Annotated in this window: 18 protein-coding genes and 1 tRNA gene; 9 read left to right on the plus strand and 10 right to left on the minus strand. The window is 34.1% G+C overall.

Translation table 11 applies throughout. The features are described 5' to 3' along the window. The 5 genes from ACE01P_RS18215 to ACE01P_RS18235 all read right to left on the minus strand — a co-directional run bounded on the left by ACE01P_RS18215 (position 1) and on the right by ACE01P_RS18235 (position 5,389). Positions 1-1,017, minus strand: coding sequence for an RNA ligase (locus tag ACE01P_RS18215; RefSeq protein ID WP_379700355.1), 1,017 nt, complete (start codon positions 1,015-1,017; stop codon positions 1-3). Positions 1,018-1,072: 55 nt separating this feature from the next. Further along, on the minus strand, positions 1,073-1,801 hold the full coding sequence (locus ACE01P_RS18220; RefSeq protein ID WP_379700356.1) for a hypothetical protein: 729 nt from the start codon (positions 1,799-1,801) through the stop codon (positions 1,073-1,075). Positions 1,802-1,804: 3 nt separating this feature from the next. Next, positions 1,805-2,575, minus strand: coding sequence for a hypothetical protein (locus tag ACE01P_RS18225; RefSeq protein WP_379700357.1), 771 nt, complete (start codon positions 2,573-2,575; stop codon positions 1,805-1,807). A 220-nt stretch (positions 2,576-2,795) separates the two neighbouring features. Continuing rightward, entirely contained in the window at positions 2,796-5,036 is a 2,241-nt protein-coding gene (locus ACE01P_RS18230) for a hypothetical protein (RefSeq protein WP_379700358.1), read from the minus strand. Between the two features lie 236 nt (positions 5,037-5,272). Continuing rightward, positions 5,273-5,389, minus strand: a tRNA-OTHER gene (locus ACE01P_RS18235). A gap of 280 nt (positions 5,390-5,669) precedes the next feature. Between ACE01P_RS18235 and ACE01P_RS18240 the strand changes: the two genes are divergently transcribed. The 7 genes from ACE01P_RS18240 to ACE01P_RS18270 all read left to right on the plus strand — a co-directional run bounded on the left by ACE01P_RS18240 (position 5,670) and on the right by ACE01P_RS18270 (position 15,151). Next, positions 5,670-6,293 carry a hypothetical protein gene (locus ACE01P_RS18240; protein WP_379700360.1) on the plus strand — a complete coding sequence of 208 codons (624 nt, stop codon included), beginning with the start codon at positions 5,670-5,672 and terminating at the stop codon, positions 6,291-6,293. Between the two features lie 204 nt (positions 6,294-6,497). Continuing rightward, positions 6,498-7,547 (plus strand): helix-turn-helix transcriptional regulator, encoded by a 1,050-nt coding sequence (locus tag ACE01P_RS18245; RefSeq protein ID WP_379700362.1) that lies wholly within the window; start codon positions 6,498-6,500, stop codon positions 7,545-7,547. 208 nt (positions 7,548-7,755) lie between these two features. Next, positions 7,756-8,214: a MarR family winged helix-turn-helix transcriptional regulator gene (locus ACE01P_RS18250; protein WP_379700364.1), complete on the plus strand. Its 459-nt coding sequence runs from the start codon at positions 7,756-7,758 to the stop codon at positions 8,212-8,214. 57 nt (positions 8,215-8,271) lie between these two features. Beyond that, entirely contained in the window at positions 8,272-10,662 is a 2,391-nt protein-coding gene (locus ACE01P_RS18255) for a 3-hydroxyacyl-CoA dehydrogenase NAD-binding domain-containing protein (protein ID WP_379700366.1), read from the plus strand. A 4-nt stretch (positions 10,663-10,666) separates the two neighbouring features. Then, entirely contained in the window at positions 10,667-11,848 is a 1,182-nt protein-coding gene (locus ACE01P_RS18260) for an acetyl-CoA C-acyltransferase (RefSeq protein ID WP_207295242.1), read from the plus strand. Positions 11,849-12,021: 173 nt separating this feature from the next. Further along, complete coding sequence (locus tag ACE01P_RS18265) at positions 12,022-13,827, plus strand: acyl-CoA dehydrogenase family protein (protein ID WP_379700369.1); 1,806 nt, start codon at positions 12,022-12,024, stop codon at positions 13,825-13,827. Positions 13,828-14,056: 229 nt separating this feature from the next. Next, on the plus strand, positions 14,057-15,151 hold the full coding sequence (locus ACE01P_RS18270) for a glycoside hydrolase family 18 protein (protein WP_379700370.1): 1,095 nt from the start codon (positions 14,057-14,059) through the stop codon (positions 15,149-15,151). Positions 15,152-15,199: 48 nt separating this feature from the next. Here the strand turns inward: ACE01P_RS18270 and ACE01P_RS18275 are convergent, their stop codons facing one another. The 4 genes from ACE01P_RS18275 to ACE01P_RS18290 all read right to left on the minus strand — a co-directional run bounded on the left by ACE01P_RS18275 (position 15,200) and on the right by ACE01P_RS18290 (position 17,681). Further along, a complete protein-coding gene (locus ACE01P_RS18275; protein WP_379700372.1) occupies positions 15,200-15,685 on the minus strand; it encodes a hypothetical protein in 486 nt (161 codons plus the stop codon). Between the two features lie 82 nt (positions 15,686-15,767). Next, complete coding sequence (locus tag ACE01P_RS18280) at positions 15,768-16,685, minus strand: transporter (RefSeq protein WP_379700374.1); 918 nt, start codon at positions 16,683-16,685, stop codon at positions 15,768-15,770. A gap of 44 nt (positions 16,686-16,729) precedes the next feature. After that, a complete protein-coding gene (locus ACE01P_RS18285) occupies positions 16,730-17,248 on the minus strand; it encodes a DUF4251 domain-containing protein (protein WP_379700376.1) in 519 nt (172 codons plus the stop codon). A gap of 4 nt (positions 17,249-17,252) precedes the next feature. Continuing rightward, a complete protein-coding gene (locus ACE01P_RS18290) occupies positions 17,253-17,681 on the minus strand; it encodes an META domain-containing protein (protein WP_379700378.1) in 429 nt (142 codons plus the stop codon). A 213-nt stretch (positions 17,682-17,894) separates the two neighbouring features. Here ACE01P_RS18290 and ACE01P_RS18295 point away from each other — a divergent pair, with 213 nt between their 5' ends. Together ACE01P_RS18295 and ACE01P_RS18300 are read left to right on the plus strand one after the other, a co-directional pair. Beyond that, the gene (locus ACE01P_RS18295; protein WP_379700380.1) at positions 17,895-18,422 is read left to right on the plus strand and encodes a superoxide dismutase family protein; all 528 of its coding nucleotides are present in this window, start codon (positions 17,895-17,897) and stop codon (positions 18,420-18,422) included. 109 nt (positions 18,423-18,531) lie between these two features. After that, positions 18,532-19,734: an LETM1-related biofilm-associated protein gene (locus ACE01P_RS18300; RefSeq protein ID WP_379700382.1), complete on the plus strand. Its 1,203-nt coding sequence runs from the start codon at positions 18,532-18,534 to the stop codon at positions 19,732-19,734. 41 nt (positions 19,735-19,775) lie between these two features. On the opposite strand, the gene can is transcribed toward ACE01P_RS18300, so the two are convergent. Further along, a complete protein-coding gene (gene can / locus ACE01P_RS18305) occupies positions 19,776-20,411 on the minus strand; it encodes a carbonate dehydratase (RefSeq protein WP_379700383.1) in 636 nt (211 codons plus the stop codon). Positions 20,412-20,418: the final 7 nt, after the last annotated feature.

The following is a 20,418-nucleotide window of genomic DNA, read 5'->3' on the forward strand; positions in this document are numbered from 1 at the left end:
TTATTCTTCTTCTCTATTAAAAGGTTTTTCAAATTTTGGACGAATCATTCTCCAAATAACTTCTGAATGTTTTTTATCATCAAGCATAGAAAACAAAACACCTGGATATTTGCAAGTCTGAAAATACAATGCGGTTTCTTTACGAGATTCCAATTCTTTGAAATCTAATTTACATTGATTTTCGATTGCTTTATAATCATTTTCTAAATCTGTTTTGGTTTGTTTCACCCAAGCAAAAAATTCATCAGGAACACGTTCCAGAATTTCTTCAAATGACTGATTTGTTTTTAAATATTCCCAAATATTCAAATTAGAAACCTGAGTAATGATTCGGTGCAAACGAAGATATTCTTCAAATTTAATTTTTACCCGAAAATTATTGGCGTATTTAATCACAAAACCTTCTTTATTATTCTGATTTAATGCCGATAAAGTTTTGATATCTTTTACTCCGTCAAACTTCTGAACTATCGGAAACCCAATATCTTCAAGAGGAAATTCTTCACCTGAAAGCGTATCAACAATGGCAAGCAAAACCAATTCTTCCGCTACTCCATAATCTAAAACTATTCGGTTTTCTGGATAAATAATTTCAAACAAATAGGTTTTCGATTTGTCCAGCAATGCCCACGAATCTTTATATTTTCCGTGAAGCATTTCATTTCCTTTATCCGATTGATCGCTTGAAAATGAACCGCGGCTTGCAATAAAAGGAACGCCATTCATCCAATACAAAATCCCTAACGAACCGTCCATTTTATCAAAAACTTCAAAAGTGGTATCAGGAAGAACTTGATTTTCCATTTCACCCAAATTAAAAAATTTAGGAAAAGGTCTTGCTATAACATTATTATTTCCATCTAAGATAATTCCTCGACAGCCAATTGTAATTTCGTTCCAAACTCTCTCAAATTGTGCATTTTGAGTATAGTTGTAAATATACAAATCGTGTTCAGGGTGTTTGTTTACCTTGACATAATTCTGCGAAATCATTTCTTTTAATAAGATTGTATTCATTAGTTCTTTTCTTTGAACAAATATTCAAAAATAACTGCGCAATCATTCTGCGCAGTTAAATTTTATTTTCATCTTCATATTTATACTCCGATTTATTTTTCATTTTGGAGCTTCTGTTTTTGAGAATCGTTATAAAACTGAAAAGCCATTTTTGCAGATTCTCAAAATCTGTATTTTCTTCTCTAGAAAGATATTTTTTCAAATCTGGAAATGCATTTGCGATTTCATTTTTGGTGTACAATTCTTTCCCTTCATGAAGTGAAATTGCTTGTCCTAACTGAAATGCAATCGATTTTTGAATATCCAAAAGATTCGTGTTTTTTCCAAAAGAGGAAAGTTGTTCCAAATCGATTTTTTCTAATGCCTCAATCTTTTCGTCTAAATCTCCTTTTAAAGCACTTTTTATCATTGAACGATATTCTGTTTTGCTCAAAAAAGATAAAATCATTCGGGCGCTTCTCAAAAATTTCAAATCAACATCTCTAACCAAAAGTTTTGTAATTTGATTGCCGAATTTCTGATGATGATTTTGATACGTATAAAACAATGCATTATTCAATTCGTCTGTTGTTCCTTTGTAAACCTCAACCAAATGACCATTTCGTTGCACAGCAAGATTAGCATTGATTTCCTTTTCAGGGAAAAACGAAATTACGGATTGGCTAAATTCTTTAGATAATGAAAGTTTTTCTGCTATCGTTTCGGGCATTTCTTCAATAAAGAAAACCAAATCGAGATCGAGGGAATTTTCAGAACCGAATATTTGATAAATGGGTAATTTCATTTCTTAAAACTTTTCATTCAACATATCTATGCATTCATTTTTACAAGTCAAAAAACCATTTTCTGATTGAAACGGTCCAAAATTATGAATCAGCGACAACCAATGGCTGATATAATTTTGCAATACTTTTTTATCCTCCTCTAGAATTGCTTTTCTATAAATAAAAGGTTCCAATTCTTTGAAATGATGTACTAATTTTTTCTTGGTATATATTTCAATATCATTTTCAATTAAAGCAATATTTTGTCCAACATAAAAAGCAATGATTTTCCAAATATCAATATCATCAGTATTCTTCTGATTGAACTGAGAAATCGAAACAAAATCTATATTCTTAAGCGCTTCTAGTTTTAAATTAAAATCATGAATCCCTTTTAAAATTGGACGAATCTGAGTTCTATATTCCGTTCTGGTTAGCATTGTCAAAACAGTACGAACTGCTTTATAAATGGCTAAAGTTTTATTTCGAAGATGTTTTTCTGTTACTAATAATTCATGCTTTTGTTGATGTAATGAATACGTTTCTAGCAATGCATTATTAAGTGAATCAATCCATGATTTAGTAAAAATTGTATCTGAAATTCTTCCGTTTTCAATTACCGCAAAAGTTGCATTCCAATTCAAATCATATTCTCTCAAAAGTGCCAATACTTTATTTTTTCTGTCCTCTTGTTTTTCAGGCATTTCTTCTTTTGAAATAACGATAATTACATCTAAATCTGTAGAATCATCAGAACCATAAACATAATACGGGTAAGGAAAAGTTGTTTTCATATTTTTGTTTTTTAAGGGACAAAGGTTCATAGGTTCATAGATTCAAAGTTTTTTCTGCGTAATTATTTTTGTAAATTTTATTTCACGCAGATTTTGCTGATTTGAGCAGATCTAAAAAGATTTTTTTAATAAATAATCTGCGCTAATCTGCTGAAATCTTTTTAAATCTGCGTGAAAATAACCTCTGAACCTTTGCTCCTTTGAGCCTCTGTCCCTTTATCTAGTCAATCAACAATTGCGTCACCACCGCTGGGTTCATCGCCCATTGCGCTGTGTACACCTCATCAGCGATTTCATTTTCAGTAATTGTTAAACCTTGAGCTTCCGCTTTTAATTGTAATAAATTACCAATATTCAATTTGCTGTTCAATTTTGCCAATAACGCCTGAACTCCTTTGAAATCCAAACCACCCACAACCTGACCTCCGAAAGTCATCTCCAACCAAACGATTTCTCTTTTGGCTACATCCAACACTCCAAAAACCAAACCTTTGGCAACATTTTGCGTCACACGAACCTGATGATCTACACACGACGGATCGTACGCAACACCAGTTTTCTCCGAAATTTTCATCGGATGTTTGCTATTCATCCAACCTACAACCAAATTTGGCGTAATACTTCCGTTGCTGTACGCATTACAAGTAAAAGTCACAAATTTCGCTTTCGCTTTCGCTAATTCGTCGATGTTGATATTGATATATTCAGCAGTTCCAATTTTATTCGGAATACTTCTGATATCACCACTATGCTGACAACCTGTAGTTGTCAATCGGCTGAAAGAACAAATATCTGAACGGTCTTCGTATGCGATATGACAGCTCAAATCCATATCTAAATGTTGCGCTGGCAAAGCTGCACCCCATTGCATAAACAATCGCACTTCGTTTCCTTCAACTGGGAAACGTGTTCCCATTAAAGCAACTGGTAAATCTTGAACGGTATCGCTTCTATCTCCAATAGAAACCGGCATATTAAACAATTGCGGATCGATATAAATTGTCTTATTTGAATTTGAAACCGACGCAAATCGTTTTTTCATCGCCAAAATAGTCAAGTCTTCGATTTGATTTTTCATTGTTCCCAACTGATTATCATCGTACAACTTCAACAACTGATTTGATCCTACACGTTTGTTTGTTCCACCCAAAGGTTTCACACTTCTCTGCATGTTAACATCGAAATAATTTTGCGCATACATGTTTAACGTAAACACCAATCTCGCTGGAACTTTATCGATAACTTCTTCGAAATGAGCGATTGTTTCGTCGGCTCCAAACCAAAGCATATTCGAAAATAACGAACGAGCAAACAAACCTGGACGTTGTTTCAACAATCCAAATGTTTTATCGGCGTCAAATTTCAATCTTGACGAATTCACTTTGCTTTGCCAAACATCGTACACTTGGTTGTAGAATACATCCATTAAAAAATTCAATTTCTCGAATCCTTTTCTTTTGCTGTATTCTGCCAAACGTAACGCTCGGATAAAACGAACCCACATTCCTCTTTTTGGATGCATGATTTCGCACATTGCTTCCACATCCAAATTCATGTTATTTAACCAATTTGCCACCATCAAACATTCTTTTCGAGAATATTTTAGTTTCAAATCTTTTTTAGATGCAATTCTTGCTTGCGCGCTTGTATCTAATGAATTATGAAAATGCTGACCGTTTTTAGTCGCTCTTTTGATAATCGTTTTTGGTTCGATAATCTGCAACATTCCAGTATTTTTATACCATAAATAACGCAAAATATCTGTTGGCGTTTTCAAAAACTGCGAAGCCAAATCTTCATTACCGTTTTCAATCAAAAGATCGATCACCAGCATTAAAGTTTCCTTCATTGCAACTTCTGTTTTAGGCAAAGCCAAATATTTCATCGCCATTTTTAAACTATCTACCTGAGTAGCGTCTAAAGCAGTTTTTGACTGTAATAACGAGATATAGAAGTTCTCTAAATCTTTTTCATTCCACAATTCAAGGACTTTCAATTTGCTTCCTTGACCGATTTTTTCCAGTTTACCAAATTCAAACGGAGTACCGCAGAAAGGACAACCGTTATATCTTTCTAATGGAAAAGTGTTATCTGGAATTGTATGTCCGCATTCTAAAGCTGTTCCGTTTTTAGTTTGGAAAACATTTCCAAAAAACGTGATAATATGATCGATAACAGATTCATTTGTTGGTACATTCCATTCTTTCACCAATGGCGTCCAGTTTTTATCTGTTCCTAAAACTTCTCTTAGCACTTCTAAAACCTCGATTTTATAATTTGGGCTAACGTTATTTAAAGCATGCAGTAACGTTTCAGAAAATGTATAACCCAATTTTGAAATATTGGCTGCGAAAACCGATGTTATTCCTGACAAATTCTTGTTATCACTCGCAATCATTTCTGATGGAATGAAAATAGCATTTTGACGTAAACTGATTTTTAATAATTCTTTTGTTTTCATTTTTTTTAATTTTTAAAATTTAGATAATTGTGCTTCTGAGTTCTACCTAAAAGAGTGTTTGAAGTAAGAAGCACTTGACCTTAAATTCGAGTGTAATGGATTAACTAACAAAATATCGGATTGGTAGAAGTAAGTTAATCTTGACCCTCGTTTTTATTAATGATGATTTTAAAACTTGCCGGACTCGAACCGGAGTACCAATTTTCTAGACGTAAGTTTTAATTGACCATTAATAGTGAAGCAGATGGGATTCGAACCCACGACATGGACATTAGAAGTGTACGAAGTAAGTTTAGATTGACCTTTTAAGGATAATTTCAAAACTACCTGCTCTACCGCTGAGCTACTGCTTCAAATATTGAATAAAAAGGTAATTGTCTAAGTAGTACGTGGAAAGTGTTTCGAAGTAACTCAAACTTGACCTATTTTTTTCAATTTTTTATTTCTATGAACGTTTGTTTTTATTTCTGAACAAAGATTTCTAAACTAGTGCGCAATTATTCTGCGTAGTAAAATTTTTGTTTCATTTTAAAGAAATACTATTTGTTTTATTTCTTGAGCAAAGATTTCAAAACCACTACGCAATTATTTTGCGCAGTAAAAAAGAAATTTTAAATTTGAGTAAAAAACAAGATGAATTTGAATAAAATCTACACCGATTTACTTCTAAACATTGGTTTCTCAGCTAATGAAATTCAGCAAAACTGGACTGATTTAGAAAAAGCATATTCCAAGAAATCAAGGCATTATCATAATCTGACGCATTTAAAAGAAATGATTGAGAGTTTTGAAACCTATCGCTATCGTCTTCAAAATCCGAACGAAATATTATTTTCTATTTTTTATCATGATTTTGTCTATTCAGCTTCAAAAAAAGATAATGAATTGAAAAGTGCCGAGTTTGCTTTATCGATTTTAGATGAAAAACACCTTTTAAATAAGCAATTAGTTTTTGATGCCATCTGCGCAACACAGCTTCACGCACATAACACAAACGAAGATATTAATTGGTTAATTGATTTTGATTTGAAAATCCTTGCCAAAGATTGGGACGATTACAAAATCTATTTTGAACAAATCAGAAAAGAATATCGCATTTATCCTGATTTTCTATACAAACCTGGAAGAGCCAAAGCATTAAAACATTTTCTGGAATATGAATTTATTTTTCAAACCAATGAATTTCGGAATTTGTATGAAGATCGCGCCAGACGAAATATTGAAGAAGAGATAAGTTATTTAGAAAGCAAAAAATAATCTCGCAAAGCCGCTAAGACGCAAAGTTTTTTTATTTCACGCAGATTCTACAGATTTGAGCAGATTTAAAAAGATTTTTATTTTTTTCAAATAATCTGTTGAATCTGCCTAAATCATTTTTAATCTGCGTGAAACAATCTCAATAATCTTTATTAAAAAAAACTTTGCGCCTTCGCGACTTTGCGAGCAAAAACCACACACAGTATGTCACAAAACAAAAACGCCTTAATTCGATACAAGATAATCGACAAATGTCTTCAGAATAAATACAGACAATGGACACTTGAAGATTTAATCGAATGTTGTTCTGAAGCTTTGTCTGAATATGAAGGCCGAGATATTCCTATTAGTAAACGAACAATTCAAATGGATATTCAGCTAATGCGAAGTGAAAAGTTGGGTTATAATGCTCCAATTGTCGTTTACGATAAAAAGTATTATAAATATGAAGACGACGATTTTTCGATAACCGATATTCCGCTGACGGAAACCGATATGAATGTTTTGACAGAAACTGTTTCGATGTTGAAACAATTCAAAGATTTCTCTTTATTTAATGATGTATCTGATATTTTACAACGATTGGAAGATAAAATCTATTCTGAAAAATCACATACCAAACCTGTCATTTATTTAGATAAAAACGAAAAGCTGAAAGGACTTCATTATTTAGATGAAATCTATCAAGCGATTATCAAAAAAATGGTTCTGATAATTACTTATAAATCTTTTAAATCTCAAGAAGAAACGAAATTTCATTTTCATCCTTTTATATTGAAGGAATTCAACAACCGCTGGTTTTTAATTGGAAAGAAAAAAGCATCTCAGCCCATTACCAATTTAGCTTTGGACAGAATCGTTTCTATTGATTACGATTTTAACCTTCCTTATATAGAAGAAGATTTTGATGCCGAATCTTATTACAAAGATATTATAGGTGTAACCGTCAATTCTGGTTTACAGCCGCGACGCATCGAACTTTGGATTGATGCTTCAAATGCGCCCTACGTGATTACAAAACCGCTGCATTCCTCTCAACGTGTAATTAAGGAAAACGAAGACGGAAGCATTATTGTCCATTTGTATATTTCTCCTAATTATGAAATGGAAAGGCTATTGTTAGGTTTCGGAGATTCTATTGAAATTTTACGTCCCGAAAGTCTGAGAAATCGTATGAAAAAGATTTTACAACGAGCAATTTCGAGATATGACACTCCAGAAACAACTGAAAATAATACATCGTTTTTTGAATAATCCAAAATTAAAGCCAAAATAAATACCAGAAAAAGATTTTTACAATACATAAATTGTTAAAATCTAAAAAAAGAATAGTATATTTCAAATCAAAACCATCACAAAACCCTATAAATCAGGGTTATTTTTTAACTAACCAAAAATTTATGAAAAAATAATATGCATGCATAGTATTTTTTGATTATATTTGAAATCGATATAGTTACCTATGAAAGACAAAACGATAGATTATATTTTGAGAGCAACATGGCAGGCTGTTTCAAGAATGTATAATGAAGAGGCTGCAAAATACGATGCTACAATGGCAACGGGATTTGCTCTGTTAAGTATTGACAAGGAAGAAGGAACTCCATCGACCGCTTTAGGGCCAAGAATGGGAATGGAAGCCACAAGCTTAACAAGGACATTAAAATCGATGGAAGACAAAGGTTTGATTGTGCGAAAAAAGAACCCAAGCGACGGAAGAGGTGTTTTAATCTATCTGACGGATTTTGGAAAAGAAAAAAGAGAATTATCTAAAAATACTGTCCTGAAGTTTAATGAAACCGTTAGAAAACATGTTTCAGACGAAAAGCTGAGTCATTTTATCGAAGTTTCGGAAATCATTAATGAATTGATTCACGACAAAAACATATTTAATCAAACAGAAAACGCAGAAAACGAATAGCATTTCGCGAGACAAGAAATAATTCGAAAACTGCAAAAAACAAACAAGTAACAAATTATGAAACGCACAATTAAAAAAGTTGCTGTAATTGGATCCGGAATTATGGGTTCAGGTATAGCTTGTCATTTTGCCAACATTGGTGTTGAAGTTTTACTGCTTGACATCGTTCCTCGCGAGTTGACAGAAGCTGAAGCTAAAAAAGGATTAACGCTTGAAAGTAAAGCCGTTCGCAACCGTGTGGTAAACGAGCATTTGGCGAATTCATTAAAATCAAAACCATCTCCTATTTACAGCCAGAAATTCGCAAGCAGAATTACAACTGGAAATACTACTGATGACATGGCAAAAATTGCTAATGTTGACTGGATTATCGAGGTGGTAGTGGAGCGTTTGGATATCAAGAAATTGGTTTTTGAACAAATCGAGAAATTCCGCAAACCGGGAACTTTAGTTACTTCTAATACTTCTGGTATTCCAATTCATTTTATGAGCGAAGGAAGAAGCGAAGATTTCCAACAACACTTCTGCGGAACACACTTTTTTAACCCTGCGCGTTACTTAAAATTATTTGAAATTATTCCTGGTCCAAAAACTTCAAATGAAGTATTGGATTTCTTAAACGAATACGGTTCTAAATTCTTAGGAAAAACTTCGGTTGTTGCTAAAGATACTCCAGCATTTATTGGAAACAGAATTGGTATTTACGGAATTCAGAGTTTGTTCCATTTAGTTAAAGAAATGGGATTAACGATTGAAGAAGTTGATAAGTTGACAGGACCAGTAATTGGTCGTCCAAAATCGGCTACTTTCCGTACTGTTGACGTTGTTGGTTTGGATACTTTGGTACACGTTGCCAACGGTATTTACGAAAACTGCCCAACTGACGAACAACACGAATTGTTCAAACTTCCTGATTTCATCAACAAAATGATGGAAAATAATTGGTTAGGAAGCAAAACTGGACAAGGTTTCTACAAAAAAGTAGATAAAGATATTCTTTCTCTTGACTTAGATACATTAGAATACCGCGCTGCAAAAAAAGCAAATTTTGCAACTTTAGAATTAACTAAAACTATCGACAAACCTATTAATCGTTTTAAAGTTTTAGTAAAAGGAACAGACAAAGCGGGAGAATTCTACCGTAAGAGTTTCGCTGGAATGTTTGCTTATGTTTCAAACAGAATTCCTGAAATTTCAGACGAATTATACAAAATTGACGACGCTATGAAAGCTGGTTTTGGATGGGAAAATGGTCCATTCGAAATCTGGGATGCTATCGGTGTTGCAAAAGGAATCGAAATCATGAAAGCAGAAGGTTTAGAGCCTGCTGCATGGGTAAACGAAATGTTGGCATCTGGAAGCGACAGTTTCTATACTGTAAAAGAAGGAGCAACTTTCTTCTACAACCTTCCAACAAAATCTCAAGTAAAAGTTCCTGGACAAGATTCATTTATTATTCTGAACAACATCCGCGAAAGCAAAAAAGTTTGGAGCAACAGTGGAGCTATTATCCAAGATTTAGGAGACGGAATCTTAAACTTAGAGTTTCAATCTAAAATGAATACGATTGGCGGCGATGTTCTTTCTGCAATCAATAAAGCGATTGAATTAGCTGAAAAAGAACACCAAGGTCTTGTTATTGGAAACCAAGCTGCGAATTTCTCTGTTGGAGCTAATATTGGAATGATTTTCATGATGGCAGTTGAGCAGGAATACGACGAATTGAATATGGCAATTAAATTGTTCCAAGATACGATGATGCGTGTTCGTTATTCTTCAATTCCAGTAATCGTTGCACCTCACGGAATGACTTTTGGTGGTGGATGCGAAATGAGTTTACACGCTGATAAAGTTGTAGCTGCTGCAGAAACATACATGGGATTAGTTGAATTTGGTGTTGGAGTTATCCCTGGTGGTGGTGGTTCTAAAGAATTGACTTTAAGAGCTTCGGATTTATTCCGCAAAAACGATGTGGAATTGAACGTCCTTCAAGAGTATTTCTTGACTATCGCTATGGCAAAAGTTTCAACTTCTGGTTACGAAGCTTTTGATACTGGACTTTTACAACACGGTAAAGATATTATCGTAGTAAACAAAGATCGTCAGATTGCTGAAGCTAAGAAACATGCCTTATTAATGGCAGAAGCGGGTTACACGCAGCCAATTAGAAGAAATGATATTAAAGTTTTAGGAAAACAAGCTTTGGGTATGTTCTTGGTTGGAACGGATCAAATGGAAGCTGGAAAATACATTTCTGAACACGACAAGAAAATCGCTAACAAACTGGCTTACGTAATGGCTGGTGGTGATTTATCTGAAGCAACTTTAGTATCTGAACAATATTTATTAGATATTGAAAGAGAGGCTTTCTTATCTCTTTGTACAGAAAGAAAAACTTTGGAGAGAATTCAATACATGTTAACTAAAGGGAAACCTCTAAGAAATTAATCAAATGAAAACAGCATATATAGTAAAAGCATATAGAACAGCAGTTGGAAAAGCTCCAAAAGGTGTTTTTAGATTTAAAAGACCTGATGAATTAGCTGCTGAAACCATTCAGTTTATGATGAATGAACTGCCTGATTTTGACAAAAAACGTATTGACGACGTTATGGTTGGAAATGCAATGCCAGAAGCAGAACAAGGACTTAACGTTGGTCGTTTAATCTCTTTAATGGGATTAAAAGTAGAAGACGTTCCTGGAGTTACAGTAAACCGTTACTGCGCATCTGGATTAGAAACTATCGGAATGGCGACTGCTAAAATCCAATCTGGAATGGCAGATTGTATCATTGCTGGTGGTGCAGAAAGTATGAGTTATATTCCAATGGGAGGTTACAAACCAACTCCAGATTATAAAGTTGCGGCTGCAGGTCACGAAGATTACTACTGGGGAATGGGTTTAACTGCGGAGGCGGTTGCTAAACAATACAACGTTTCTAGAGAAGATCAGGATGAGTTTGCTTACAATTCTCACATGAAAGCTTTAAAAGCGCAAGCAGAAGGAAAATTCGATAAACAAATCGTTCCAATTACTGTTGAGCAAACTTTCATCAATGAAAATGGCAAAAAAGAAACGAAATCATACGTAGTGAATAAAGATGAAGGACCAAGAGCTGGAACTTCTAAAGAAGCTTTAGCAGGTTTAAGACCCGTTTTTGCTGCTGACGGAAGTGTAACTGCTGGTAACTCTTCTCAAATGAGTGACGGTGCTGCTTTCGTTTTAATTATGAGCGAAGACATGGTAAAAGAATTAAACCTTGAGCCAATTGCACGTTTGGTAAACTTTGCTTCTTCTGGTGTTGAGCCAAGAATTATGGGTATCGGACCTGTAAAAGCAATTCCGAAAGCGTTGAAACAAGCTGGTTTAACTTTGAACGATATCGAATTAATTGAATTAAACGAGGCTTTTGCATCACAAGCTTTAGCAGTAACTCGCGAATTAGGTTTAAATCCGGATATCGTAAACGTAAACGGTGGAGCAATTTCGTTAGGACACCCTCTAGGCTGTACAGGCGCAAAACTTTCAGTTCAGTTATTTGATGAAATGAAACGTCGTGGTAATAAGTACGGAATTGTAAGCATGTGCGTAGGTACTGGACAAGGTTCTGCTGGAATCTACGAAGTATTGTAAGAAGTATTATTAAGTAAAGTATATACGTTCAATTTGTCATTTCGACGAAGGAGAAATCTCCGTAAGTGGCTCGACAAAGATTGGAATACTATGCGGATAATCGTCGCGGAGATTTCTCCTTCGTCGAAATGACAAAAATTGAGCAAAAACAAAATATATAAAAAAACATAATCATGGCAGATACAATCGAAAAAAACGTGACTCGTGGTGGTCAGTTTTTGGTTAAAGAAACAAAATGTGAAGATATCTTTACTCCAGAAGATTTCTCAGAAGAACAGTTAATGATGCGTGACTCTGTAAAAGAGTTCGTAGACAAAGAATTATGGGCGCATAAAGATCGTTTTGAAAAGAAAGATTACGCTTATACAGAATCTTCAATGCGTAAAGCAGGTGAATTGGGACTTTTAGGAGTTGCGGTTCCAGAAGAATACGGCGGATTAGGAATGGGATTCGTTTCTACAATGTTAGTTTGCGACTACATTTCTGGAGCAACTGGATCTTTCTCTACAGCTTTTGGTGCTCATACCGGAATTGGAACTATGCCAATTACACTTTACGGAACTGAGGAACAAAAGAAAAAATACGTTCCAAAATTAGCTTCTGGAGAATGGTTTGGTGCTTATTGTTTAACTGAGCCAGGCGCAGGATCTGATGCTAACTCAGGAAAAACTAAAGCAGTTTTATCTGATGACGGAAAATACTACTCTATCACAGGTCAAAAAATGTGGATTTCGAATGCAGGTTTCTGTAGCGTTTTCATCGTTTTTGCTCGTATTGGAGATGATAAAAATATTACAGGTTTCATCGTAGAAAACGATCCTTCAAACGGAATTTCTATGAATGAAGAAGAGCATAAATTAGGAATCCGTGCTTCTTCTACTCGTCAGGTTTTCTTCAACGAAACAAAAGTTCCGGTTGAAAACATGCTATCTGAAAGAGGAAACGGTTTCAAAATCGCTATGAATGCTTTAAATGTTGGACGTATTAAATTGGCAGCAGCTTGTTTAGATGCACAAAGAAGAGTTACTTCTGGCGCTGTAAAATATGCTAACGAAAGAATTCAGTTCAATACTTCTATTTCATCTTTTGGAGCTATCCGTTCTAAATTGGCTGAAATGGCAACTAACGCTTACGCTGGAGAAAGTGCTTCTTACCGTGCTGCAAAAGACATCGAAGACAGAATCGCTGCTCGTGAAGCGGAAGGAACTTCTCACCAAGAAGCAGAATTAAAAGGTGTTGAAGAATACGCTATCGAATGTTCTATCTTGAAAGTTGCCGTTTCTGAAGACGTTCAAAACTGTTCTGACGAAGGAATTCAAGTTTTTGGTGGAATGGGATTCTCTGAAGATACTCCGATGGAAAGTGCTTGGAGAGATGCTCGTATCGCGCGTATCTACGAAGGTACAAACGAAATCAACAGAATGCTTTCTGTAGGTATGTTGATCAAAAAAGCAATGAAAGGACACGTTGATTTACTTGGGCCAGCAATGAAAGTTCAAGAAGAATTAATGGGAATTCCATCTTTTGATACTCCAGATTTCTCTGAATTATTCTCAGAAGAAAAAGTAATCGTGGCTAACTTGAAAAAAGTTTTCTTAATGGTTGCAGGAAGTGCTGTTCAAAAATACGGTCCAGATTTAGATTCTCACCAACAGTTATTAATGGCTGCTGCTGATATCTTAATCGAAATCTACATGGCAGAAAGTACAATCTTGAGAACAGAGAAATTAGCAAAATCTCAAGGTGAAGATAAAGTACAAGAGCAAATTGCAATGGCAAAATTATACTTGTACAAAGCTGTAGATATTGTAAACTTAAGAGGAAAAGAAGGAATTGCTTCATTCTCTGAAGGAGACGAACAACGTATGATGTTAATGGGACTTAAACGTTTCACTAAATATACAAACTTGCCAAATGTTGTGGCATTGAGAGAAAAAATTGCAGAAAAATTAGTTGCAGAAAATTCATACTGCTTCTAATCTCAAAATAGTTTTTAGCTTTTAATTTGTTTAAACCCGCACAAGTCCGAAACTGTGCGGGTTTATTTTTTGATTTCATCTCTGAAAGACATCACTTACAAGACGCAATTATTTTGCAACTATTTGCAAAATATTCGTTAAAATTAGCCTTCTGAGACTTATAGCATAGTTAAATATCAAATGTATTACAGTATATTTAACAATTCTAAAAACTATAAAAAACAAAATAATGAAACAAATTACTCTAATCGCATCCTTTTTATTGTGCTTTGGTATCACTTCAACTTTCGCGCAAAAAAATAAAAAAATGGATATTATTGCCTATTATACTGGCGATTCAGAACTCATTGACAAATATGAAGTTAGCAAATTAAACCAAATCATCTTCAGTTTTTGTCACTTAAAAGACGGAAAATTAACTGTTGATTCAGATAAAGATTCTAATACTATTAAGCATTTAGTTTCGCTTAAAGCGAAAAATCCGCAGCTTAAAATTATTTTATCGCTTGGAGGTTGGGGCGGTTGCGAACCTTGTTCTGAAGCTTTTTCTACAGCTGAAGGACGCTTAAAATTTGCAACATCAGTAAAAGAATTAAGTGATTCTTATAAAGTTGACGGATTAGATTTAGATTGGGAATATCCTGCAATTGAAGGACTTCCTGGACATTTGTATCAAGCAGTTGACAAACCAAACTTTACTGAATTAATAAAAATCCTTCGTTCGACATTAGGCAAAAAATATGAGTTAAGTTTTGCTGCTGGAGGATTCCAAAAATACTTAGACGAGTCTATCGACTGGAAAGCAGTTACTCCATTAGTTAACAGAATCAATATCATGAGCTATGATTTAGTAAACGGATATTCTAAAGTTACGGGACACCACACTCCTATTTACAGCACAAATCCTAAAGAAGAATCTACAGATAGAGCTGTTGAGTTTTTATTGAAAGCTGGTGTTCCTGCTGAAAAATTAGTTATTGGTGGTGCATTTTATTCTAGAACATGGAAAAATGTAGAAAACGTCAATAACGGATTATACCAAGCCGGTGAACACATTCAAGGAGTTGATTTTAAAAACTTTGCTACAACTTATACCGAAGCAAATGGCTGGAAATATTTTTATGATGAAAAAGCGCAAGCTCCATATTGGTACAATGCTGGCACAAAAACTTTTGCAACATCAGATGATTTAAAATCTATTAAAGCAAAAGCAGAATATGCAAAAGCTAAAAAATTAGGTGGAATTATGTTCTGGGAACTTACTTTAGACAGTTTCCGTGACGGAATGGTAAATGAAATTTACAAAGTTAAAACAGAAAAATAATAATGAAGGGAATCAAATTGATTCCCTTTTTTATTGCTAAGTATTATTTTACATCACTTTAGTCTTATCCATTTCGCCAATAAACGGAATTGCTTCTAAAATTTCACTTCTAATTATGGTTTGAAGATAAACCTCAAGCTGAATAAATTTTGCGGCATTTATTGAACCAATTGCTTTTTTCGCCTGATTATACGTTTTAGAGTAAAGTTTCTCATAATCAATATGATTTTTCAAAGTAGCTTTTGCTAATTCATCAGCTTTCGCATCTGTTAAAGTTTCATAATTCGCTGCATAATCATTTATTAATTTAAACTTTGTCTGTCCCAAAGCTTTGCGTGACACTTCATAATCATCATAAACTTTTGTAAAAGCTGTTGCTTGCGCGTCAGATAAATTCATGTATTGTTTTACAAGATCACTTTTAGTTTTTCCGTAAATACTTTGTACTACTTCTAAATCTTCTTTATATGAAGACTGTGCATAAGATGAAAACGAGGCTGCCGCCATGATAAGAATAAGACCTAATTTTTTCATAGTTTTAATTTTAAATTTGTTTTTTAAAAATATATGCATTCCAAATATTCTGATTTTAAACATATTACCTTACAATCAATTTCTAAAAAAAGGAATATTGATAAACCGCTGATAAAGCATAATAATTTAGTCCGTTGTTGGTATACGCCCCGATATGATATTGTAATCTGATCGACTGGCCTTTAGCGATTGGAGTAGAAAAAGTTCCTCCTACTCTCCAATTATCAATCTGACTGTCATCAGGAACGCCATCAATAATTGTTTTTCCTCCAAAAAACCAAGTGGTATTAAAACCCAGCCACATCTGATTTTTAAAATAATAACTGGCATGAGCTTGCAAACTATATGTAGATTTCTGTTCTAATTTTTTCCCCATGTAATCATTATTATCGGTATAAAACCAAACCCCAGCGTACGCTTCAGCGTAAACATGCTTAAATAATTTGGAAACGCCAATTTCTGGTTTAAATCCCCAACGGTTTGTGCCAATATTAACTTGTTTATCTTCGTAATATCTTCCTGTTGGAACAGAAGTAACCAAACTTACTCCAAGAATTGTTTTCTGCTGAAAGGATCTAAATTCTGATTTATCCAAAGCGGGAGATCCCAAAAGATTAATACCAAGTCTAATTTTCATATCTGCAAAACCAGTTCTCGATCCTGTTAGAATATCTCCGCTTGTACGCGTTACTTCGCCATCCATAAAAGAATAAGGAAGCGCTACCTGAATACGAGCCAGTTTATCGTACAAACCAAATGTTCTAACATAGTTTACAGCCAAATTATGACTTCGAAGCGTAAAATCGGCGATAGGCAAAGACGGATCTGTGAGTACATTTCCATTCATAAAAACATATCCAGCCGCAATTACATTCAGATCTTTGGGAACATTAGCATAAGCTCGAGGCTCCAAATCCTGACCAAACATGGCGAACGTACCAAAGGAGAAAAACAAAACCGAAAACTGCCACTTTAATAACCAAAAAAACTTTCTTACCATATTATTCAGACGAATTTGTGACAAGTTTGCTAAAATGAATTATGCTATTTTTTCTCCGCTGTTTTTGGAGCATATATTATTCCATCGTAATTAATTGGAGCCCTGTTATTACTAGAAACAGAAAGCGTTGTACTTCCATTATAATAAATAGAAAACAGTAAATCATATACATCACTCTTACCCTTTACTGTCGCTTTGAGAATTGTACTATTCTTTTTGGTTTCGACTTTAACATTTTCAGGCTTGCCCTCAAATTTTATTCCGCCATCACCATTATATCCAATATTGTAAGCTCGTCCAAAGAAAGGGAGATCGCAAGTTGTACTATCAGCTTTAAACTTTAAGAAATAAGTATTATAGTCCAACTGAAGTAATCTGCCGCCTTGAGGCGTTGCTTTTTGAGCTTCAAAAACAAAATTCTGAGAATCAATAAGCGCTTTGATTTCATTCTGTTTTTTTAATTCTCTTTCTTGTTTGAGCTCTTTTTTTGTTTTTTCTTGTGCAGAAACTGAAAAACCTACAACATTTATCAGCAACAGCAAAATCGATAATGTGGTTTTCATGGCATCATTTTTTAGTAAAACGCATCATGGCAATATCTCCAGAAATAAAGTTTAAAGTCTTACCATCATCTGTAATATCGTAAGAAGTTATCTTTTGCAATGTGCTCAAATAAGTTTGTTCACCTTGCAATCCGTCCAAGCACATCATTTTAGTTACTGCCATTGGTTGGGTAAAATCTATTTTATTGCCATCAACAACCAATTTTCCTGTGTATGAATTACAGCTCGCATTACCAGAAACCTGATTTGCTTTAGTATCAAATTTTATAGTTGGTTTTTTATTTGGATATAATCCATCAAAAGTAATTCGCGGACCAGAAATATAATTCAGCTCCCAAGTTCCGTCCAGTTTAAAAACTGCATCGGTTTTTGCGCATTTGCAAGAAATTAAAAACGAACTAAAAAAAACGAGGGTAAAAATCTTTTTCATCATAACATTAAGACTTAAATGTGAGCGAATTAGATAAATGGTTTTCAGAATTTTTTCGTTAAAAACCTATACGAATTTAAACAATATTTTCGGTTTTTAACTCAATCAATATCAAATTATAAAGTATAGTTTGACTTTTTTTTAACTTTTAGAGTCAATCAATTCCGTTATTTTATGTTAAATTTACTTAATCTTTAATTAAAAATGCCCGTAGATATGAAAAAACTAATTGTTTCTTTCGCTATAATTACAGCCTTAATCGTTGGTTGTAAAACAAATAACAAATCAAATGATGCTAAAACTCTGACTGTTGCATTAGAGCCAAAAAGCAACAGTAAAGTTGCCGGAACTGCTACTTTTGTAGAAAAAAATGGCAAAGTAACTTTCACAGCAAAAATAACAGGATTAGAGCCAGGAGTTCACGCGATCCACATTCATGAAAAAGCAGATTGTAGCTCTGCAGACGGAAGTTCTGCTGGAGGACACTGGAATCCGACTTTCAAAAAACATGGAAAATGGGGAGTTGCAGAATATCACAAAGGTGATATCGGAAACTTTACTGCTGACGCAAAAGGTAACGGATCTATCACTTTAACCACTGACGAATGGTGTATTGGTTGTGGAGATGCTAACAAAGATGTTCTAGGAAAAGGCTTAATCGTACACGCAGGAACTGATGATTTTACAACTCAACCAACAGGAAATGCAGGAGGAAGAGTTGCTTGCGCAGGAATCATTAAATAAGAAAAATTTGAATAACCGCTATTTTTAACAAAATCTAGCGGTTATTTCATTTTAAAATGAATTCTAAAACAAGAAAAAGACATAGCTTTGCATCAGCAAAATTAAGTCAATGATTAACCCATCAGCACCAGGCTGGATCGACAAGTTTTTTAGTGAACAGAAGTTTTCAGAAGCTATACCTTTTGAAACTGTAGATTCGTTTTACTATAAAGTGAGAGAAACGGGATTTATCTATGGACATATAATTGCTATAGATTCTCAAATTCCGATTCCGATAAAAGGCTGGTTTAAAACCGAAATTTCTAAAGTAGCCCTACTAAATACACTCTATCATGTTTTTTGTTTAGAGAAAAGAAATTCGGAACCTATACATTTTATTTCTGAAGTTTTAAAGTTTTACAAGCAAATGAATCCTGAAGGATTTAATTTGTTTAAAATTTTATTGCCTAAAGACACTCCTTCCCTGTCTCTTGAAAACATTATTGATCAGAGAGTTCAGACCAATGACAGCATCATTAGTAAAAATTTTTCGCATTTGGTAACCAATGCTCTATTGTTTATTGATGTTCTGGCTTTTAGACAATATTTGGAGCATGGCGAAATCCCTGAAAAATATTTAAAAAGAATCGAAGAAACTGTACTGGGAATTGTTGGTTTGGCTTTAAAAACCAAAACATCAAAATCGCAGCACGATGATCTTTTAATCAAACTTTTTGAAGCTTCTATACGTTATTCTAAATTTTCAAAAGTTACCGTTGAGACTTTAGAAACTTTAAATCTGGAATATTTCACAAACAGACTTGAACAATATTATTTAATCGATATGGCCGGAATGGCTTTATGGAGTGACGGAGTTGTAGAAAATGAAGAATCTTATTTTCTCTATGCTTTAGGTTCAACAATGGGAGTTTCTGACGATTTTGTGACAAAAAGCATGGACACTACCAATACTTTTATTACGACTCACAAAAAAAAGATTCCGTACTTTAATTATTCGAATCCTGTTAAACATTTTTATGATCAAATGACTCATAGTGTGGTCAAATTAATCATTAGAAATAAAAACAGATTAATTAAAGAAATAGTTCAGAGTAAAGAATTAATGGTACTTCTCGCCTATTCGACAACGCGAGATTTGGATGCGAAAGAAAAGAAAAAGGTAAAAAAACAGCTTTTGGATATCTGTAAAACCATTCCTTCGCTAACCATATTCTTACTTCCAGGCGGAAGTTTATTATTACCGATATTAATCAAGTTTATTCCGACAATGTTGCCTTCAGCATTTAATGAGAATTTAGACGAAAACGAATAAAAAAAATCGCCCTTTTTGAGGGCGATTTCTATTCCTTACTATTAAAGATCTAATTGATAAACACTGTCAAGTTCAGCATTCGAACTGATTGTAACATTTAAGTCTGTAACGAAACCAGAATTTAATCCGTAAACCCAGCCGTGAAGCATGAGGTCTTGACCATTTTTCCAAGCTCCTTGAACAATTGATGTTTTAGCTAAATTATAAACTTGCTCTTTAGCATTGATTTCAACAAAAGCATTAAAACGTTCTGTTTCGTCTTCAATTGAATTCAAGTATTTGTCGTGCAAACGGTACTCATCTTTAATGTGACGAATCCAGTTATCAATAATTCCAACTGACTGATTCCCCATTGCCGCTTTTACACCTCCGCATCCGTAGTGTCCGCAAACAATAATATGTTTTATTTTCAAAACATTTACTGCATAATCCAGTACACTCAGCATGTTCATATCAGAGTGAACAACCATATTAGCGATGTTTCTGTGAACAAAAACTTCACCTGGTTTTGCACCAACAATTTCGTTTGCAGGAACACGGCTGTCAGAACATCCAATCCATAACAAAGGTGGCTGTTGCCCTTTTGCCAAATCAGCAAAATAATTAGGGTCTTTTGCTAATGAAGTCTCAACCCATTTTTTATTATTTTCTAATAACTGCTCATAAAATTTTCTCATTTCTTTA

This window comes from Flavobacterium sp. HJSW_4 (assembly GCF_042436695.1).
In the GTDB taxonomy this organism is placed as follows: Bacteria; Bacteroidota; Bacteroidia; order Flavobacteriales; family Flavobacteriaceae; genus Flavobacterium.

What these genes read in the sequence shown, in the direction of transcription:
- ACE01P_RS18215 (WP_379700355.1), bottom strand. Translation starts at nt 1,017, where the DNA reads ATGAATACAATCTTATTAAAAGAAATGATTTCGCAGAATTATGTCAAG.
- ACE01P_RS18220 (WP_379700356.1), bottom strand. Translation starts at nt 1,801, where the DNA reads ATGAAATTACCCATTTATCAAATATTCGGTTCTGAAAATTCCCTCGAT.
- ACE01P_RS18225 (WP_379700357.1), bottom strand. Translation starts at nt 2,575, where the DNA reads ATGAAAACAACTTTTCCTTACCCGTATTATGTTTATGGTTCTGATGAT.
- ACE01P_RS18230 (WP_379700358.1), bottom strand. Translation starts at nt 5,036, where the DNA reads ATGAAAACAAAAGAATTATTAAAAATCAGTTTACGTCAAAATGCTATT.
- ACE01P_RS18240 (WP_379700360.1), top strand. Translation starts at nt 5,670, where the DNA reads ATGAATTTGAATAAAATCTACACCGATTTACTTCTAAACATTGGTTTC.
- ACE01P_RS18245 (WP_379700362.1), top strand. Translation starts at nt 6,498, where the DNA reads ATGTCACAAAACAAAAACGCCTTAATTCGATACAAGATAATCGACAAA.
- ACE01P_RS18250 (WP_379700364.1), top strand. Translation starts at nt 7,756, where the DNA reads ATGAAAGACAAAACGATAGATTATATTTTGAGAGCAACATGGCAGGCT.
- ACE01P_RS18255 (WP_379700366.1), top strand. Translation starts at nt 8,272, where the DNA reads ATGAAACGCACAATTAAAAAAGTTGCTGTAATTGGATCCGGAATTATG.
- ACE01P_RS18260 (WP_207295242.1), top strand. Translation starts at nt 10,667, where the DNA reads ATGAAAACAGCATATATAGTAAAAGCATATAGAACAGCAGTTGGAAAA.
- ACE01P_RS18265 (WP_379700369.1), top strand. Translation starts at nt 12,022, where the DNA reads ATGGCAGATACAATCGAAAAAAACGTGACTCGTGGTGGTCAGTTTTTG.
- ACE01P_RS18270 (WP_379700370.1), top strand. Translation starts at nt 14,057, where the DNA reads ATGAAACAAATTACTCTAATCGCATCCTTTTTATTGTGCTTTGGTATC.
- ACE01P_RS18275 (WP_379700372.1), bottom strand. Translation starts at nt 15,685, where the DNA reads ATGAAAAAATTAGGTCTTATTCTTATCATGGCGGCAGCCTCGTTTTCA.
- ACE01P_RS18280 (WP_379700374.1), bottom strand. Translation starts at nt 16,685, where the DNA reads ATGGTAAGAAAGTTTTTTTGGTTATTAAAGTGGCAGTTTTCGGTTTTG.
- ACE01P_RS18285 (WP_379700376.1), bottom strand. Translation starts at nt 17,248, where the DNA reads ATGAAAACCACATTATCGATTTTGCTGTTGCTGATAAATGTTGTAGGT.
- ACE01P_RS18290 (WP_379700378.1), bottom strand. Translation starts at nt 17,681, where the DNA reads ATGATGAAAAAGATTTTTACCCTCGTTTTTTTTAGTTCGTTTTTAATT.
- ACE01P_RS18295 (WP_379700380.1), top strand. Translation starts at nt 17,895, where the DNA reads ATGAAAAAACTAATTGTTTCTTTCGCTATAATTACAGCCTTAATCGTT.
- ACE01P_RS18300 (WP_379700382.1), top strand. Translation starts at nt 18,532, where the DNA reads ATGATTAACCCATCAGCACCAGGCTGGATCGACAAGTTTTTTAGTGAA.
- can (WP_379700383.1), bottom strand. Translation starts at nt 20,411, where the DNA reads ATGAGAAAATTTTATGAGCAGTTATTAGAAAATAATAAAAAATGGGTT.